Source organism: Halorientalis litorea, assembly GCF_023028225.1.
GTDB lineage: Archaea > Halobacteriota > Halobacteria > Halobacteriales > Haloarculaceae > Halorientalis > Halorientalis litorea.
Genome location: NZ_CP095482.1, coordinates 2,125,850 through 2,143,661, shown reverse-complemented (window position 1 = coordinate 2,143,661; position 17,812 = coordinate 2,125,850). Strand labels below are relative to the sequence as shown.

The 17,812-nt window shown below is 66.3% G+C and carries 19 protein-coding genes and 1 tRNA gene; 12 read left to right on the top strand and 8 right to left on the bottom strand.

The features are described from left to right. Positions 1-209: 209 nt before the first annotated feature. Positions 210-1,769 (bottom strand): thermosome subunit alpha, encoded by a 1,560-nt coding sequence (gene thsA, locus MUG95_RS11530; RefSeq protein WP_247010484.1) that lies wholly within the window; start codon positions 1,767-1,769, stop codon positions 210-212. Between the two features lie 173 nt (positions 1,770-1,942). On the opposite strand from thsA, the gene MUG95_RS11525 reads away from it, so the two are divergent. Further along, the gene (locus MUG95_RS11525) at positions 1,943-2,764 is read left to right on the top strand and encodes an amidohydrolase family protein (RefSeq protein ID WP_247007554.1); all 822 of its coding nucleotides are present in this window, start codon (positions 1,943-1,945) and stop codon (positions 2,762-2,764) included. A gap of 186 nt (positions 2,765-2,950) precedes the next feature. On the opposite strand, the gene MUG95_RS11520 is transcribed toward MUG95_RS11525, so the two are convergent. Further along, entirely contained in the window at positions 2,951-3,850 is a 900-nt protein-coding gene (locus tag MUG95_RS11520) for a glycosyltransferase family 2 protein (protein WP_247007546.1), read from the bottom strand. A gap of 59 nt (positions 3,851-3,909) precedes the next feature. Further along, complete coding sequence (locus MUG95_RS11515; RefSeq protein ID WP_247007545.1) at positions 3,910-4,617, bottom strand: class I SAM-dependent methyltransferase; 708 nt, start codon at positions 4,615-4,617, stop codon at positions 3,910-3,912. 311 nt (positions 4,618-4,928) lie between these two features. On the opposite strand from MUG95_RS11515, the gene MUG95_RS11510 reads away from it, so the two are divergent. The 4 genes from MUG95_RS11510 to MUG95_RS11495 all read left to right on the top strand — a co-directional run bounded on the left by MUG95_RS11510 (position 4,929) and on the right by MUG95_RS11495 (position 7,639). Next, positions 4,929-5,216: a MarR family transcriptional regulator gene (locus MUG95_RS11510; protein WP_247007543.1), complete on the top strand. Its 288-nt coding sequence runs from the start codon at positions 4,929-4,931 to the stop codon at positions 5,214-5,216. 38 nt (positions 5,217-5,254) lie between these two features. Further along, positions 5,255-6,031, top strand: a complete 777-nt coding sequence (locus MUG95_RS11505; RefSeq protein WP_247007532.1) for an MBL fold metallo-hydrolase — start codon at positions 5,255-5,257, stop codon at positions 6,029-6,031. 50 nt (positions 6,032-6,081) lie between these two features. Further along, positions 6,082-6,166: transfer RNA gene (locus MUG95_RS11500), tRNA-Ser, on the top strand. 144 nt (positions 6,167-6,310) lie between these two features. Continuing rightward, positions 6,311-7,639, top strand: a complete 1,329-nt coding sequence (locus MUG95_RS11495) for a cytochrome P450 (protein ID WP_247007525.1) — start codon at positions 6,311-6,313, stop codon at positions 7,637-7,639. 1 nt (position 7,640) lies between these two features. On the opposite strand, the gene MUG95_RS11490 is transcribed toward MUG95_RS11495, so the two are convergent. After that, positions 7,641-7,892, bottom strand: a complete 252-nt coding sequence (locus MUG95_RS11490; RefSeq protein WP_247007523.1) for a DUF8142 family protein — start codon at positions 7,890-7,892, stop codon at positions 7,641-7,643. Positions 7,893-7,951: 59 nt separating this feature from the next. After that, the gene (locus MUG95_RS11485) at positions 7,952-8,236 is read right to left on the bottom strand and encodes a DUF8081 domain-containing protein (protein WP_247007521.1); all 285 of its coding nucleotides are present in this window, start codon (positions 8,234-8,236) and stop codon (positions 7,952-7,954) included. A gap of 79 nt (positions 8,237-8,315) precedes the next feature. Between MUG95_RS11485 and MUG95_RS11480 the strand changes: the two genes are divergently transcribed. Then, positions 8,316-8,756 (top strand): bifunctional nuclease family protein, encoded by a 441-nt coding sequence (locus tag MUG95_RS11480; protein ID WP_247007512.1) that lies wholly within the window; start codon positions 8,316-8,318, stop codon positions 8,754-8,756. 18 nt (positions 8,757-8,774) lie between these two features. On the opposite strand, the gene MUG95_RS11475 is transcribed toward MUG95_RS11480, so the two are convergent. Then, the gene (locus tag MUG95_RS11475) at positions 8,775-9,260 is read right to left on the bottom strand and encodes a phosphopantetheine adenylyltransferase (protein ID WP_247007510.1); all 486 of its coding nucleotides are present in this window, start codon (positions 9,258-9,260) and stop codon (positions 8,775-8,777) included. 90 nt (positions 9,261-9,350) lie between these two features. Between MUG95_RS11475 and MUG95_RS11470 the strand changes: the two genes are divergently transcribed. Together MUG95_RS11470 and MUG95_RS11465 are read left to right on the top strand one after the other, a co-directional pair. Beyond that, positions 9,351-9,821, top strand: a complete 471-nt coding sequence (locus tag MUG95_RS11470) for a DUF4112 domain-containing protein (protein ID WP_247007509.1) — start codon at positions 9,351-9,353, stop codon at positions 9,819-9,821. Between the two features lie 263 nt (positions 9,822-10,084). Beyond that, on the top strand, positions 10,085-10,528 hold the full coding sequence (locus MUG95_RS11465) for a DUF3592 domain-containing protein (protein WP_247007506.1): 444 nt from the start codon (positions 10,085-10,087) through the stop codon (positions 10,526-10,528). Positions 10,529-10,783: 255 nt separating this feature from the next. Here MUG95_RS11465 and MUG95_RS11460 read toward each other — a convergent pair whose 3' ends face one another. After that, positions 10,784-12,325, bottom strand: coding sequence for a (R)-citramalate synthase (locus MUG95_RS11460; RefSeq protein WP_247007499.1), 1,542 nt, complete (start codon positions 12,323-12,325; stop codon positions 10,784-10,786). A gap of 157 nt (positions 12,326-12,482) precedes the next feature. After that, positions 12,483-12,830, bottom strand: a complete 348-nt coding sequence (locus MUG95_RS11455; protein ID WP_247007497.1) for a DUF192 domain-containing protein — start codon at positions 12,828-12,830, stop codon at positions 12,483-12,485. A gap of 112 nt (positions 12,831-12,942) precedes the next feature. Here MUG95_RS11455 and MUG95_RS11450 point away from each other — a divergent pair, with 112 nt between their 5' ends. From MUG95_RS11450 to MUG95_RS11435, 4 genes are read left to right on the top strand one after another with little or no spacing between them, the layout of a single operon-like run. Further along, on the top strand, positions 12,943-14,736 hold the full coding sequence (locus tag MUG95_RS11450; RefSeq protein ID WP_247007495.1) for a sensor histidine kinase: 1,794 nt from the start codon (positions 12,943-12,945) through the stop codon (positions 14,734-14,736). A 42-nt stretch (positions 14,737-14,778) separates the two neighbouring features. Continuing rightward, the gene (locus tag MUG95_RS11445; RefSeq protein WP_247007487.1) at positions 14,779-15,327 is read left to right on the top strand and encodes a DUF7097 family protein; all 549 of its coding nucleotides are present in this window, start codon (positions 14,779-14,781) and stop codon (positions 15,325-15,327) included. 57 nt (positions 15,328-15,384) lie between these two features. Further along, a complete protein-coding gene (locus tag MUG95_RS11440; protein ID WP_247007485.1) occupies positions 15,385-17,175 on the top strand; it encodes a sensor histidine kinase in 1,791 nt (596 codons plus the stop codon). 56 nt (positions 17,176-17,231) lie between these two features. After that, a complete protein-coding gene (locus tag MUG95_RS11435) occupies positions 17,232-17,780 on the top strand; it encodes a GMP synthase subunit A (protein WP_247007478.1) in 549 nt (182 codons plus the stop codon). Positions 17,781-17,812 lie beyond the last annotated feature (32 nt).

Genomic DNA, 17,812 nt, shown 5'->3' with positions numbered 1-17,812 from the left:
CTTCGTTTCTACAGTGGCCGCCCGAAGCAGAGTCAGTGGGGACCACAGTGAGGGGCCGCAGTCACTCGCACCACATCGCACGGTCGCCTTGCGACACCCCGACGCACGGATTCGATTACTCCGCAGCAAGTCGCCGCTGACCGCAGGTCCATCCGGCGACGTACCCGATTACTCGGCTGCTGCTCGCTGCGGAACACAGCCTCGGCCGGTTATTCCGCAGCGATGACGTCGTCGATGCGGACGATCATCGTCGCGGCCTCGGTCGCGGACTCGACGGCCTCGCGCTTGACTGCCGCGGGGTCGAGGACGCCGTAGTCCAGCGGCTCGCCGATGATGCCGGTCTGGCCCTCGGAGATGACGCCGGCGCGGTCCTCGCTCTCGTACTCGGAGCGGAGGTCGACCAGCGCGTCGATGGGGTCCATGCCCGTGTTCTCCGCGAGGGTGCGCGGGAGAACGTCGACGGCGTCGGCGAACGCTTCGACGGCCAACTGCTTGCGGCCCTCGATGCTCGCCGCCTCGTCGCGGATGTGTGCGGCGACGGCGATTTCGGTCGCGCCGGCACCGGGGACGACGCCACCCTCGTCGAGTGCGGCGGTCACGACGTCAAGGGCGTCGTTCAGCGCGCGTTCGAGTTCGTCGGTGACGTGTTCGGTCCCGCCGCGGGCGAAGACGGTGACGGCGTCGGCCGCCGCGCCGCCCTCGACGAAGGCGAGTTCGTCGTCGCCGAACTTCTCGACGCTGACGGTGTCGGCCGACCCGAGGTCGGCTTCTTCGAGGTCCTCGACGGACCCGGCGCGGGACGCGCCGGTCGCGGAGGCGACGGATTTAGCGTCGTCGTCGCCGACACTCTCGAAGGCGAGGATGCCGCGCTTGGCGAGGAAGGCCGCGGCGCGGTCGGCGATGTCGCCGGTGACGAACAGGACCGTCGCGCCGACGTTCTCGATGGCGTCGACGTAGCCCCGCAGTTCCTCTTCCTCGGCCGCGATGGCCTGGTCGAGTTGGTCGACATCGGTGATGTTGTACTCGGCGTCGATGCTCGACTCCTTGAGGTCGACGTCGTTGTCGACGACGGCGATGGTGGCGTCGTCGACGGTCCGGGGCATGTTCTCGTGGGCGGGTTCCTCGTCCACGATGACGCCCTGGACCAGTTCCGTCGCGGAGGAGGAGCCGCCGGTCTGGGAGCGGACGGTGATGTTGTCTCGGACGACGCCCGCGTCGGTGTCGACGTGCTGGACGGCACCGACGACGGTTTCGGCGAGGTCGGCGGCGGCGACATCGCCGGTCCCCTTGCCGGTCATGGAGGACTCGGCGACCTTCCGGAGCGTGTCCTCGTCGACATCCGCATCGAGCGTCTCGGCGACGATGGCCTCCTGTGCGAGTTCCGCGGCCCCGTGATACCCCTCGACGATGGTCGTCGGGTGTACGTCGTCGTCGAGCAGGTCCTCGGCCTGCTTGAGGAGTTCGCCCGCGAGTACGGAGGCCGTCGTCGTCCCGTCGCCCACTTCGTCCTCTTGGGTCTGGGCGACTTCGACGATCATCTGGGCCGCCGGGTGCTCGATGTCCATCTCGTCGAGGATGGTCGCGCCGTCGTTCGTGATGACAACATCGCCGGAGTCCGAAACGAGCATCTTGTCCATCCCGCGCGGGCCGAGCGTCGTCCGGACGGACTCGGAGATGGCCTTCCCGGCGGCGATGTTGGATGTCTGTGCGTCTTTCCCTTCTGTCCGCTGGGAATCCTCGCTGAGAATGAACATGGGCTGGCCGCCCATCCGTCGCTGTTGAGACATAGTCAGTAAAAGATGGTCAGCGGTTCTATATAAAGCTTGCTAACGGAAACTAAGAGAGGGCACCGGGTTCGGCTGTGCTGACACGCGACGGCGTGCTTGTCGGCTCGCGACCCTGCAACAACGGTTATAACCGAACCGTTCGATGGAATGGACAGATGTTGGAGTTGGAACACGGGTTCCGCGTGGCCGACATCCACACGCGGCTCGAACCGGACGCGGCCCGTCGGCGGAGAGGCGGTGCCGGCGACCCGGAGGCCATCGAGCGCGAGATGCACCAAGCCGGTGTCGTCCGCGCGGTGGTCGTCTCCGGTCCACGCGAAAACGGGTACCTCAAGGCCAACAACGGCGTCGCACGGATGTGCGTCGAACGCCCGTTCGTCGCGTTCGCCCGCGTCACCGGCGCGCGCGACCCGGGGACGGGAGCCGGTGCCCGCCTCCGTAACCTCACCTCCAAGCGCGAGGAGTTTCACACCTCGCCCGCCGACGTGGAGCAGTACGCCTACGACGACCGGTTCGCGGGGTTCAAACTCCATCCTGCGGTCGACGGCCTGCCGGACGAGGCCGTTCTCGACCAGTTGGCCGACGCGGGACTGCCGGTCGTGGTCCACACCGGCGAGCGGTTCCCGCCCGCGGCCGTGGCCGAACACCTGCTGGGGCGCGGGTTCCCGGTGGTGCTCGAACACTTCGGGGGCTACCCCCTGAACCGCGAGTTGATGGCCGACGGCATCGCGCTGTTGGGCAGTCACGAGGCGTGTTTCCTCGACACGAGTTTCGTCCCCTTCCGTGACCTGCTGGAGCAGGCCATCAGGGAACACCCCGACCGGGTCCTGTTCGGGAGCGGCGCGCCGGCCTCCCACCCGAACGCCGCCGTCATGGAGATACTGACGTTGGACGTGACGGAGGACGCGATGCGGAAGGTGTTCTCCAAGAACCCCTCGCGGGTCGTCGCGGAGTTGGGACCCGCCGGCGGGGAGTGAGCGGTCGAGCATCCGCGCGCCGTTGGCGCGCGGTTCACTGAACTCGCGGCGGTGCCGCGAGTTCAGCAGTTTTTCGCCCACGTTTTTCGAGGTTCACGAGACGCACCGCGTCTCGTGAGCAAACCAGAAATCTCCGATTTCTGGTGTGAGTGGTCGCCTCCGGCGACCCGACGACGAAAAAGGTGGTTAGTCGGTATAGACAGCCACGGCGCGGTCGGTGCGGGCGGAGCAACCCTCGGGGTTTCGACGGGGGGTCCGGTCGTCGAGGCGGGCGCGGGCACCGTCTTTCAGCCCGCGACCCATCCCCGACAGCACGTCACGGCCGTTGCCGAGCCAACTCGACGGGCGGGCGGAGCCGGTTGCCACGTCCCGGAGCGCGCCCGCGGCGTCGCTGACGCCGTGGGTGAGGAGACGACGGAGAACGGTCGGACGGACCCCGTAATTCTTCGCGAGGCGGTAGGCGAGCGAGCGGTACCGCCGCTCCCAGTCACGGTCCGTGACGCCGCCGTCGGCACTGTACTCGCGGCGGGCACACATGTCGCTGTTCCAGTCGACGGTCCGGTCCATCCCGGCGAGCCGGTGGGCGGCGTCGCGCGCGCCGCCGGTGTGGAGGTACTCGTCGAAACCGTCGAGCGCGTCGAGCGTCTCTCGAGTGAACGCGACGTTGTCCCCGTTGAAGTAGGAGACGGTCCGGCCCTTGATGATCCGCGATTCGGGCTCCTCCGTGGCGACGCCCGTGTCGAGTTCTTGGAGCGTCGGCCCCGTCACCACGTCCGCACGGTCGATGCCGGTGAGGAGGGCGTCACGCCACCCGTCGGTGACGGTGAGGTCGTAGTTGAGGAGCGCGACGACATCGCCCGTCGCGCGGTCGATGCCGGCGTTGCGGGCGACGTTGATTCGACGGTCCGCGACTTCGACGAGGACGTCCACGTCCGAGCGGTCCCGCACCATGCCGGTCGTCCCGTCGGCCGACGGCCCGTTGACGACGACGATTTCGGCGTCGGGGGCGTGGTCGGTGAGTGCGTCCAGACAGCCCACAAGTTTGTCGCGGGCGTTGAGCGTCGGGACGACCACCGAAAGGCGCATACCACCGATACGCCGCCCGGTCATTAAAAAGCCCGCGGCGTACTACAGCGGGGCCGCCGTCAGGGCACCTGCGTGTTCCAGTAGGAGACGGACGCGAGGTACTTCCCGAGGGGCGAACGCACCACTGCCGTGTCGAGGTCGCGAATCAGGCTGGCGAGGCGGTTGGGCGTCTGTCGGTACAGGCCGTACGGGAGCGCGAAGTCGTGTTCGGCACCCGCGAGTTCGAGGTCGGCGCTGTCGAGCAGGCGGTTGACCTCCGCCTTCGAGTAGAGCCGCGACCCCATCGGGAGTGCCCACGTGTACAACGACCGCGTGGTGTACCGATTGAACGTGTCGAAGAAGACCTGTTCACGGGACACGCGGCGCATCTCGCTGAGGAACGACGCGGGTTGGTCCGCGAGGTGGAAAAAGCGCATCGCCACGATGGTGTCGAAACTGTCGTCCGGGAACGGCAGGCGACCCGCGTCGCCGCGCATGAACTCCAAGTGGTCGGCTACCCCAGCGTCGCGCGCCCGCTCGCGGCCCTGCTGGAGCATCGGGCCGGAGATGTCGAGGCCGACGACATCGGCACCGCGCTCTGCGAGCATAGTGGTGAACCGTCCGGTCCCGCACGCGATTTCGAGGACATCACGGTCTTCGACGGGGCCGACGGCGTCGAGGACGGCCCGCTTCTCGCGCTGGTCGATGAGGCGGCCCCCCTTCGAGAACCGCTTGTCGTCGTACTCTTGTGCGATGTCGTCCGCCTGATACCACTCCTGTCCCTTCACGCTATGTCCCGTGACGCACACCGGGGGAATAAAACGGTACTGGAAACCCCCGCGAACCGGGCGCGTTCCACCCGCCGCTCTGCTTCCCCACGTCGTCGTGTCAGCCGGACAGTTACTGTATAGAGAGAGAGGGGTTCTGCCGGATACCGTGGTCGTCTGCCGGACAACCACTGGACTGAGGGAGACTGTCGGTACCGGCAAATTGTGTCACCCGGCTTTGTATAAGGTCGCATAATACACACATGATTCTTCGTATTGTTTGGACACCCATATAGCCAAGTTTTACCAGTATCCTCGGGTGATACGTCGGTATGAGTACGACGCCCGAGGAGCGCGCGCGGCAGGAAGAGGCGGACGACAATCCACTCGCAGACCCGGAGTTCCGTGACCGTCTCCGGGAGTTGCCGCCGAGCGCGAAACTGGTCGCGAAGGTACTGGAGGGGGAGGCACCGCTGTCACAGGGACAACTGGCCGAGGAGTCGCTGCTGCCCGACCGGACGGTCCGGTACGCGTTGAACCGCCTCGAAGAGTCGGACCTCGTGGGGTCGCGGTACAGTTTCCACGACGCGCGCAAGCAGGTCTACTACCTCAGTAGCTGACCACCGGACCTTTCTTCGGGGCATCCCTCGGGGCGTGTATGCACGTCACTCGCGTTCCAGTCGAAACGCCAACCCGCGGTCCCGGTGGGACGACGAACGCGTACCAACTCGGTCGCGACGACGCGCTTCTCGTCGACCCTGCAGCCCGGACCGACGACCTCGACGACGCCCTCGCGGACACGTCGGTCGCACACGTCGCGGTGACACACCACCATCCCGACCACGTGGCCGCGGTCGAACACTACGCCGACACACACGACGCGACGGTGTGGGCACTCGCCGGCCGCACCGACGAGTTCGTCACCGCGACGGGCGTGACGCCCGACCGGACGTTCCGGGAGGGGACGACCATCGAGACGGGCGACAGGGCGGTCACGGTCCGGTACACGCCCGGCCACGCGCCCGAACACGTCGCCTTCGAGTGTGCGGGCGGCGCGGTGGTCGGCGATCTCGCGGTCGCGGCCGGGAGCCTCGTCGTCGGCGCGCCCGAGGGCGACATGCGCGCGTACCTGACCAGCCTGCGCCGCCTCCACGCGGCGTGTCACCGGCCGATGTATCCGGGCCACGGCCCCGTCATCGAGGACCCACGGGCGACGCTCGAACGACTCATCGACCACCGCCTCGACCGGGAGATAGCGGTCCGCGCGGCCGTCCGCGGCGGCGCGAGTACACTCGACGAGATTCTCGACGCCGCCTACGAGAAGGACCTGACCGGCGTCCGCGACCTCGCGCGAGCGACGGTCGTGTGCCATCTGGAGAAGTTGGCGGTCGAGGGAGACATCACGTGGGACGGGACGAACGCGGCACCGCGGTGACCGGACGCAATCGAAACCTACAAACAATCGACCGCGGTACCTTGGGGTGAGCCGAGGTAGCCTAGCCTGGCCAAGGCGGTTGCTTCGAGAGCAACTGTCCTCACGGACTCAGGAGTTCAAATCTCCTCCTCGGCGTTCTCCACGAGCCACCCGGCGAGTGGGAACGCTGTCGTCGTCGGGCCGTCACCCACGGGAGGGACAGGCCACCCGAGGAACACTGATAAAGACCCACACATGACGAGCGGAGGGACCTTCACGGAACGCGACGACAAAATTGGTATGGCATCAGTTGACACGGGCGAACTCCGGGGACCCGACGGCGTGCCGATACTCGGGAACACCTTCCAGTTCGCCCGGGACCCGTTCGGCTTCTACGAGGAGTGTGCGGAGTTCGGCGACGTGGTTCCCTACAGCGTCGGGCGTCAGCAGTTCTACATGGTGATGCACCCCGACGACGTGAAGCGCGTGTTGTCGACGGAACACGACTCGTTCAGGAAGGGGCAGTTCCAGCGCGAGCAGTTGGACTTCGTCCTCGGCGAGGGGTTGCTCACGAGCGAGGGGGACCGCTGGCGCGAGCAACGGCAGCGGATTCAACCGTCGTTCAGCCCCGAGAAGATACAGTCCTACGTGGCGACGATGACCGACTGCGCCACGGACGCAGTCGAGCGGTGGGACGCCGGCGAGCCGGTGGAAATCGACGAGGAGATGCGGCGAGTCACGGTCAGAATCCTCGCTCGGTCGCTGTTCGGGACGGACATCACCGAACACGTCGACACCATCTCGGAGGCGATGGCCGACATCGGCGCGCTCTCGGAGGCGACGACGATGGTGGCACTGTTGCCGACGTGGGTACCGACGCCGTGGAACCGACGGGCGAAGCGGGGCGTCGACGCCATCGACGGCGTCATCGACACTCTCGTCGCGGAGCGGGAAGGTGACGCCGAGGGCCGGGACGACCTGCTCTCGACGCTCATCGTCGCCCACCGGAACGGCGAGATACCGCGGGAGACGCTTCGGGACCAACTGGTCACGTTCCTGCTGGCCGGCCACGAAACCACGTCGCTCGCGCTGACGTACACGTGGTACCTGCTCGCACGGAACCCCGACGCGCGGGAGCGACTGCACGCAGAACTCGACGCCGAACTCGGGGGCGAGCCACCGGGGATGAGCGACCTGCCGAACCTGTCGTACACGGACCGGGTCGTCACCGAGTCGATGCGGCTCTACCCGCCGGTGTACCGGGTCGTCCGCGAGGCGACCGAACCCGTCGAACTCGGCGGCCACACCGTCGAGTCGGGGGCGAAACTCACCATCCCGCAGTGGAACGTCCACCGAGACGAGCGATGGTACGACGACCCGGAGCAGTTCCGGCCCGACCGCTGGACCGACGACAGCGACCGGCCGGAGTACGCGTACTTCCCGTTCGGCGGCGGTCCGCGTCGGTGCATCGGAATGCGATTCGCGCGGATGGAGGCGAAACTCGTCCTCGGGACTATCGCACAGACCTACGAACTACACCTCGCGAACCCGGAGCGGACGCTCGACCTCCAACCGGGCGTGACGGCGGGGCCTGCCGACCCGGTGGAGATGGTCCCGCGAGAGCGGTGAGTTACGGCTCGGCGTCCGTTTCAGTCCCCCGCACGTCGCCCGTCCGGTCGTTCACGAAGCCGGTTCGGAACGCTATCCACGCGAGGACACAAATGAACAGCACCGGGGGAAGCAGAAGGAAACCCCAGATGCCGTCGAGACCCCACCCGAGGATGAGGACGACGTTTCCGACACCCAGCGCGAGAAACGGCAACACCGCGAGTGCCGCCCGCTTGCGATTGAGCGTCCCGTCGTCTGTCTCGGGGTCAGCCATACGGTCCGTTGGAACCCGGACGACAAAAACACCACGTTCGGGCGTGGACCGCCCGTGGCTCAGAACCGGCCCAGCGACGCCTGTTCCGGGGTCGAGTGGTCGCGCGTTCGGCCCCGTCGCGCACCGCCGACGAGGTAGCCGTCGACGGGCCGCTCGTCGGCCGGTGCGGCGTCCTGCACCCAGACCGTCGCGCCGGGACCACGGCAATCGCGTGCCCACTGGCGGGCCAGTGCCTTCGAGTCGAACCGGCGGCGAGTTCCGTCACGGTTGACCCACTCGCCCACGCGGCGACAGACCCGGCGGGCCGACGGCTTGATTTCGAGGCGGTACGTCGAGTCCGTCACGGACGCTCGTACGTGCCCGGGGCACTTCCATTTCTCGCCGCGGGGTATCTTTTCATACCTGCTCGTCGTACGGATGGGCATGAACGAGGCCACCGTCGAGGGCGTCGGCGTCGGTGTCGGCGACGAGGGGTCCGGTGCCCCCGTCGTCGTCCTGCACGCCCGCGACGAACTGCTCCCCATCTTCGTCAGTAGTGACCAAGCCCAGTCGATGCAGTTGGCACTCGACGGGGAACCGTTCGACCGCCCGTTGACTCACGATTTGTTCGTCCAGATGGTCGCCGAGTTCGGCGGTGCCATCGACCGGGTACGCATCGACGACCTCGCGGACGGCACCTTCTACGGGAAAGTCGACGCCGAACAGTACCACGGCGGCGAGCGCAAGGACCTCGTGTTCGACGCCCGCCCCAGCGACGGCATCGCCCTCGCCCTCCGTGTCGACTGCCCCATCCTCGTCTCCGACACCGTCCTCGACGACGCCGGCAGACCGCCCGAGGAGTTCGACGTGGAAGGCGCGGAGTAGGCCAGCCGTTACCACCGCTCAGCCGTCACTCGCATCGTCCAGAAGTGCCCCGTGTTCGTCTATCTCGCCGCGTGCGATACGGGTCGATGAGATACGTTCACCATCCTCGGCGAGGACGTACGGCGCGACGATGCCCTCCAGTGGGACCATCCCCTGTTCTCGCCGCGTCTCGTTGATGTCGGCCAGTTCGGGTGCCGTCTCCGGCGAGACGACCAGGGCGTCGATGTCCGGGTCCGCGTCGACGATGTCCGCCTCGCTGTCGATGGCCCTGACCTCGTGTTCGCGCCCCCACTCGTCGACTTCGTCGATGGCCGCCTCGACGCCCGCCGCCCGGTCCCCGAACGGGGGGACATCACGAGTCCGTGAAGCCTGTGCGAACGTGTCGGTCGTCAGTCCGACCACGATTCCACCGTCACCGTACTTCAGTGCCGTCCGCAGGAGGTTCCGGTGCCCGTCGTGAAGCGGACCGAACGTCCCGGCGACGGCGACGCGAGTGCCACCCATACTCCCGCTTTGCCCGCCGGGTACTTCAACGCCGACGGCTCCGGCGGTCGGCACCGACCTTTTCAGTCGCGGGAGCGAAGCCCGGGCACCATGACCGCCGACCTCGACGCACGACTCGACGAGGCGTTCGACGGCGACGTGCCGGAGAGCGTCGACGACGCGGCACTCGAACGACTGCGGACGGTCGCCTACATCCTCGACGAGAGCATCCGCGTGCCGGGCACGGAGTTCCGTGTCGGCCTCGACCCGCTGTTGAGCGCGGTGCCCGTCGTCGGCGACGTGCTGAGCGGCGGCCTCTCGCTGTACATCGTCGCGGAGTCGGCCTACCTCGGCGTACCGTTCACCACCGTCGTCCGAATGCTCGGGAACATCGCCGTCGACGTGGCGGGCGGGTCGCTCCCGTTCGTCGGCACTCTGTTCGACGCCGTCTGGAAGACGAACAAACGTAACGTCGACCTCCTCGTTTCGGAACTGGAGTCCAAGGCGGCGGCCGATACTGCCGACGAACCGGTGACAATCACCATCGACGTCGAAGAAGAATCGAAAGCGGTCGAGGAGTGACGGAGGCGCGGCCGCTGTTCGGGTGCAGTCGCGGCCAGCGTCACGGTGCGGGACCACGAGCATCCGGCGCGCGCCGGTTCACGTCACGCGAGGCCAACGACCGAGCGTGACGGTATTTTTATACTAGAGGGTGTCATAGAACACTTCGCAAGGGATTGGTTTCACAGGTTCAGTAGCGAATCACCCGTCAAACTGCTCCTGCATGTGTTTCGCAGTGAGAAATACGTCGAAACTAACATTCAGTAGTCTAAACAATCACGAATATGTCGAAGCTGTCTCTGATAAGTATAGTACTGGGGATTGTGCTGCTCGGAGTTGCTGGATACATGGCATACTCTCAGCAACAAAGCCTCTCGTCCGGGGTGCAGATTGAAGCCACGGTAGAGAGCAAAGAAGTCACCATGGATTCCTCAAAAAGAGGGGACAGGTACACACCCCACGTCACTTACAGCTACACGTACAACGGAACCCAATACACTTCCGACAACATCAGACCGGGAATCGGAACAAAAGCGTCCGACACAAGGACTGCCGCGGAAGACAGAATTGACCAGTACAATGTCGGGGAGACAACCACGGCCTATGTCGTGCAAGGCTCGCCCTCGAAATCGTATCTTGAGAAAAAGAGTAGCCCTCTACCACTTATATTCGGCATCTTAGGCCTATTCCTGATCGGAAGACCAGTCTACAAATCCGTCGCTTCTTAATTTCGAACCGCTCCGTTAGGGTGATGTCCTTCCGCTTGGTTGCTGAATCACTGCTTCATCTGCTGGCTCTAAGTCTCGCACGTGATTCGTAACAATATTATGGTATTTTTGAGTGTCGGGCTGGTATGTGGGTATCCTGAATTGACCGATTCGGGGCGGTGCTAACAGGTATGGGAACCGTTGTACGACACCCTGTTATACTAAATTTTGCGAGGAGCGGTGCCGCGCGAAGCGTGGCACCCGACGACGTAAAATTTAGTCGGCGATGACCTGCTCGTCGTCGTCGGCGACCAGTCGGTCCATCGCGTCGACCATCGCGGTCACGGACGCGCGGGTAATGTCCGAGTCGCTCGCGGTGACGGTGACGTGGTCGTCGCCGCGGGACATCTCCACCTCGACGGTGACGATGGCGTCGGTGCCTTCGGTGATGGCGTCGACGTGGTAGGATTCGAGCGCGGCGTCCGCGCTGTGGCTCAGTGCCACCTCGGCGGCGTTCATCGCGGCGTCGACGGGGCCGCTCCCGGTCGCCGCCTGTTCGCGGACTTCGTCGTCGACGGACAGGCGGACGCTCGCCGTGGGTGGGGAGACGCCGCTGACGGCCGTCAGGTCGAGCAGTTCGACGCGGCGGTCCCGGTCGGTGCCGCGCACGTCCTCGGCGATGGCGAGCAGGTCGGCGTCGGTGACGCGCTTGCCCCGGTCGCCGAGTTCCTTGACGCGGGCCACGATGTCGTCGAGGTGGTCGTCGTCGACTTCGATGTCGCGCTCCGCGAGGGTCGCCTCGACGCCGGCGCGGCCAGCGTGTTTCCCGAGCGCGAGGCGGCGTTCACGCCCCACCGTCTCCGGCGGGTACGGCTCGTACATCGCGTCGTCTTTGAGCGTCCCGTCGGTGTGGATGCCCGACTCGTGGGTGAAGGCGTTCTCGCCCACGACGGCCTTGTTCGGGGCCAGCGGGATACCGGTGAACTTGGCGATGAGTTGCGCGAGGTCGTACACCTCGGTGAGGTCCATCGACGGCACGTCGTAGCCGTGTGAGAGGGCGATGGCGACCTCTTCGAGGGCGACGTTGCCCGCACGCTCGCCGATGCCGTTGATAGTGCCGTGGACGAAGTCGGCCCCGGCGGCGATGCTGACGAGGGCGTTCGTCACGGCCAGTCCGAGGTCGTCGTGTGTGTGGGTACTGGTCGGCCCCAGCTCCGCGAGCGCGGCGACCCGTTCGAGCGTCTCGTCGGGCGTCGCGTGGCCGACGGTGTCGGCGTAGCAGATGCGGTCCGCCCCGGAGTCGATGGCCCCGCCGAGCACCTCGACGAGGTAGTCCACGTCCGCCCGGGAGCCGTCCTCGCCGATGACCTCGACCCAGAGGCCGTGGTCTTTGGCGTACTCGACGAGTTCCACCGTGTTGGCGACGTTCGCGTCGTGGTCGGTGCCGACCTTCCCCTCGACGTGGCGGTCGCTGGCCGGGACGACGAGGTCGATGCCGTCGACGCCGCAGTCCAGCGCGAGGTCGATGTCGTTTTTGATGCCACGGCAGAAACTCGTCACCGTGGCGTCCAAATCGAGGTCGGTCACGCGCTGTATCGTCTCGCGTTCGCCGGGGCCGGTACAGGCACTGCCAGCCTCGATGAAGTCGATATCGGCCCTGTCGAGTCCTTGTGCGATGCGGGCCTTCTCCTCGGGCGTGAGCGACACACCCGGGGCTTGCTCGCCGTCGCGTAGGGTCGTATCCAGGAACTGTACGCGGTCGACCTCCGAGAGCGCGCGGGTCTCGGGATGGCCACCGAAGAAGCGGTTCGCTGTCACGTGCTCTCCGCTTCCATCAGTACGAACCGAGAATTTCGCGCCCAGCCGCCTTGCGGCGACTTCCTCTATCCTCCGTCGGGTTGTGTTCCGACATTGTACACCCACTTCGGTGTGGACCCTTTATTAATCCGTTGGGTTCGTGCCATCGAACGGACCCTTACGCCTCGACGACGATGTCGTCACCGACTGCCACGTCGGCGGCGGTTCCGGCGGGGAACTCGACGACGGTGTCGGCACTCGCCATCCCGAGACCCGTCCACGGCGAGAGCGTCTTGACGTGGACGACGCGGTCGCCGTCGAGCCACACCACGTCGATGGGAGTGCGGACGAACAGGGTGTGGATGACTCTGCGGCTGGCGTCGTCGAACGGGAACACGAGTGCGTAGTCCTCGGGGAGCGACGACCGACCCATCAGACCGACGACTTTCTGCCGGACGGAGTCCGCCGTGTCGACAGTCGTCGCCAGCGTCCGCTGCTCGCCGTCCGGGTCGTGAACGATACGCATACTGTTCGGCAGGCTCAGCGACCGCTAAACTCCTTTGGTCTCGTGCCGTCCGGTTGTTTCGAGTCGATTTGGCCTGAAGAGTTATCTACCGGCAGACAGAGACGAAACTAGCATGCTCGGTGGCCCCGTCGAATTCGTATACGCAGGGCTTCCGATACTCACCGTCCTCGTCGGGTCGGTCGTTCTGTACTGGATACGGTCGCGGTTCTGGGACGCTCGGGGCGCGAAGTGGTACACGGCGACGCTCCTCGTGGGTGGCGTCTGGATGCTGGCACTGGCCGGCTACGTCCTCGCGACGGACCCGACACGGCAACGCCAGTTGGCAGTCCTCGCTCGGACGTTCGGTATCCTCTCGCTGGTCGTGTGGTCCCTGTTCCTCAGTCGGTACACGGGCACACAGCTTCACCGCCGCCGCTGGTTTCGGGCTCTCGCGGCTTTAGCGTCGGTCAGTTTCCCCGTCTTGGCGGTCACGAACGGATTCCACGGGCTGCTGTACACGGGATGGGTCCAAGCGTCGACGCCGTTCCCGCACACGTTCGGCGTCTTCGGCCCGGCGTACGCCGCCGTCGTCGCACTCGTCGCCGCCGTCAACGGCTACGCGTTCTTCGTGCTGGTTCGGTATCTGCTCTCGACGCCCAACCAATCGGACGTTCGCATCACCGCTGTCGTGCTGGCTGGCCTCTCCATCCCGGTCGCAGAACTGCTCGGCGTGGCTGGCGTGTTCCCCGCCGACGGCATCGGACACGCCGGGTACGGAGCACTCCCGTTCGTCACGCTTGCCACGGTCGGTCTCTTTCGGTTCAGCCTGCTGGACGTGCGACCCGTCGCACGCAACACCGTCATCGGTGACCTCCGTGACCCCGTCCTCGTTCTCGACGGCGACTCGCGGGTCGTCGACTTCAACCGTGCGAGTAGCCGCATCTGGTCGGGACTGGAGACCCACGTCGGAGACCCCTTCGAGACGGTCTGTCCTACCCTCGCCGAACGCCTCACGCTCCCGGACGGAGAAGCGAGTACCAGCGCGCAAGTCGTCCTCTCGGTCGACGGGTCGGACCGGCACTTCTCGGTCACCGTCTCACGGACCGAGCAGGCGACCAACGGGGTCGGTTGGTACTCGGTGTTGCTCCGGGACGTGACGGAGTTAGAGCGGTCCCGGTGGCAACTCGAAAAGCAGAACGACCGCCTCGACCAGGTGGCCTCGACCATCTCCCACGACCTGCGCAACCCCATCAACGTCGCCGACGGGAACACCGAACTCCTGCGAACGATGATAGACGACGACGGCATTCCACCGGAGCGGGTCGCCGACGCCGCCGACAAACTCGCCAAGACTCGCGAGACACACGAGCGGATGGAGGAGATAATCGACGACGTGTTGACCATCGCCCGCGAGGGCAAAACCGTCGAGGACACCGAGCGGCTCTCGCTGGTGGCGGTCGCCCGTGAGGCCTGGGGCAACGTCGGCACCGGCGACGCCGCGCTCACCATCACCGGCGACCGGACCCTCCGAGCCGAGCGGAGCAAACTGCTGCGTATCTTCGAGAACCTCTTTCGCAACAGCGTCGAGCACGGCTCGACAGGCAGTCAGAACTCGGGGCGGTCTGACGACAGTGTCGACCACGGCCCCGCGGAGGTGACCGTCGAAGTCGGTCCGACTCCCGACGGGTTCTTCGTCACCGACGACGGCCCCGGCATCCCCGAGAGTCACCACGAGAACGTCTTCGAGTACGGCTACACGACAACCGACCAAGGTACCGGCCTCGGCCTCTCCATCGTCCGCACCATGGCCGAATCCCACGGCTGGACCGTCGAACTCGACGACTCCCACGACGGCACTCGCTTCGTGTTCGACACCAGCGGAGAATCGAGGTCCGCCGACGCCCGGGACGAGTCGGCCGCCCCGTGAGCGTGCCACGACGTTGAAGTAGCGAGCGACCGAGCAGACTGTATGGAGAAGACGCCGTCGGGAACCTCCGTCGGGGTGGACGACCCCTACGCGTTCGTCGACCGGTGCGACCACCTCACCGACGACGGGCGGTGTCGGTTCGCGGTCGAGCGCGGCGAGGAGGACCCCGCCTTCGCCGACGCCCGGAGTGCCGAGGCGTTCCGGTGTCCGGTGGCCGGTGACCCGGATACGGACACCGCCGACGGCCCGTGGAACTGGACCGACTGCCCGCACTTTCGCTGTCGTAACCGTGACCGTGAGTGTACCCGCTGTGGCCTGACCGAGCGGCGGATGGCCCACTCCGACGAGCGACCCCTGCTGGAGGAACACCACCTGTCGTACAGCGACGACTCGCGGGCGGGCGAGGGCGACCCGAGCCACGAAATCACGGTGTATCTCTGCCGCTGGTGCCACTCGAAGGTCCACGACTCGTGGGCTCGAATCGACGACGACGCCACGCCGGACCCCGACGCCATCGCCGAACAGGAGGGGCGGCGCGCCCGGGAACAAGACGAACTCGGCTTCGAGTCGGCCGCCGAGCGGTTCGAGTAGTCTTTCGAGGTGTGAAAGCCCGGACAGGTAATTAAGCAGCCGTCCGTAGAACGTAGTATGGGACCCGGGCCGGACCTCGTAGCGGCGGCGTACTACGGCCTCCCACCACTGTCGACAGTTCTACAGGCAGTACTCGCGCTGTGGATTTCCCGCAAATTCCGGGACCAGCGCGGGACGAGGTGGTTCGTCGTCACCTTGGCCATGGGCACCCTCCACACGCTGTTTTTCAGCATCCAGTTGCTCGGCGAGACGGTCGCGTTCCAAGCGGCGTTCGCGTCGCTCGCGGGGTTCTTCGCGTTCTGCTCGTTCGCCACGTTCACCGTCTTCGCCGGCCGGTACACCGGTGCCGATTTCCACCGCCACCCGCTCCTCGCCACCGCGCTGGTGGTTATGACCGCGGGATACCCCGTCCTGTTCGCGCTCGGACTCGTCACCGACCTCTGGGCAGTCAACCAGCGACTGGTCGAGGGACCGATACTGTATCTCGCGTACGAACCCGGGCTGGGCCTCGCGGCCCTGTCCATAGCCGCGTACGCCGTCTCGCTGTACACGTACTACCGGCTACTCGTGTTCCTGCTCTCCACCTCCCGCCGCGCGACGGGCCAGCTCGTCCTGTTGCTCCTCGGCGCGCTCGCGGTCTCACTCGGCCCAGTCGTCAGCGTACTCGGCGTGTTCCCGGCCGAGGACCTCAATCACGTCCCGTACACGACCGTCGTGTTCGTCCTGTTTACCGGGGTCGCACTGTTCCGTTTCGACCTGCTGCACATCCAGCCAATCGCCCGCAGCGACGTGGTCGAGAACCTCTGGGACCCCGTCCTCGTCCTTGACGGCGACCGACGAGTGGTCGACTACAACGTCGCCGCCACCCGCATCTGGCCAGAGGTGAGCGACGACATCGGCGACTCCTTCGAGGCGACCTGTCCGGCACTGGCCGATGTCGTCGACCCCGACCAGTTGGCTGACACACAGCGCGTCACGCTCCCCGTCGACGGCCAAGACCACCACTTCTCGGTCACTGTCTCGACCGTCCGGAAGCGTGGTGACGACGGCGAGTGGCTGTCGATACTGTTGCGCGACGTGACGGCAGTCGAGCAGTCCCGATGGCAACTCGAAAAGCAGAACGACCGCCTCGACCAGGTGGCCTCGACCATCTCCCACGACCTGCGCAACCCCATCAACGTCGCTACCGGCCAACTCGAACTGATGGACCGCCGACTCGGCGACGCCGACCTCGACGACGAGACCGAGGCACAGCTCCGCGACGCCATCACGGAAGTCGACAGGGCCGCCGACCGAATGCAGGACATCATCGACGACATCCTCACCATCGCCCGCGAGGGCAAAACCGTCGAAGATACCCAGGAACTCTCGCTCGCGGCCGTCGCCCGTGAGGCGTGGCGCACCGTCGACACCGGCGACGCCACCCTCACCGTCACCGACGACTGCGCCCTCCGAGCCGAGCGGAGCAAGCTACTGAGCATCTTCGAGAACCTCTTTCGCAATAGCGTCGAGCACGGCTCGACAGCCGAGAGCGGCCCCGACAGCCACAGCGACTACCAACCGGCGGGGGTGACCGTCGAGGTCACTCCCACCCCCGACGGCTTCACCGTCACCGACGACGGCCCCGGCATCCCCGAGAATCACCGAGACGATGTCTTCGAGTACGGCTACACCACCACGAGGGCGGGCACCGGCCTCGGCCTCTCCATCGTCCGCACCATGGCCGAATCCCACGGCTGGACCGTCGAACTCGACGACGGCTACGAGGGCGGTACCCGCTTCGTGTTCGTGACCGCCGCAGTGGATTCCGTCGCCGACTCGGAGGAGCGCGGCGTCGGACTCCCCTGAGCGGCGGTCGGTCGGGTTCCGGGCCGCTTATACGCCCGCCCGGCCTCTCGGTTCACATGACGCGTATCGACGTGGTGGACAACCACGGTCAGTTCACCCACCTCGAACAGCGGGCACTCCGGGACATCGGCGTCGACGTGGAACTCGTCGACAACGAGACGCCGCCGGCAGACATCGAGGCCGACGGCCTCGTACTCTCGGGCGGCCCCGACATCGACGACATCGGTCGGTGTCCGGACTACCTCGAGTTGGACGTGCCCGTGCTGGGCATCTGTCTCGGGATGCAACTCGTCGCACAGGAACTCGGCGGTACCGTCGGCCCCGGCGACTACGGCGGCTACGCGGACGTGACTGTCGAGATAACGGACGACACCGACCCGCTCGTCGGGTCGCTGGCACCCGAGACGCGGGTGTGGGCGAGTCACGCTGACGAAGTCAAGGAGGTGCCGCCGGGGTTCATCCGCACCGGCCGGAGCGACGTGTGCGGCGTCGAGGCGATGAGCGACGCCGAGCGAGACATCTACGGCGTCCAGTGGCACCCGGAAGTCTCCCACACCGAGGAAGGCGAGGCAGTGTTCCGGAACTTCTTGGCGCGGTGTGAGTGAGGTCCCAGTCGTGACGTTGCCGCGTCGGGTGG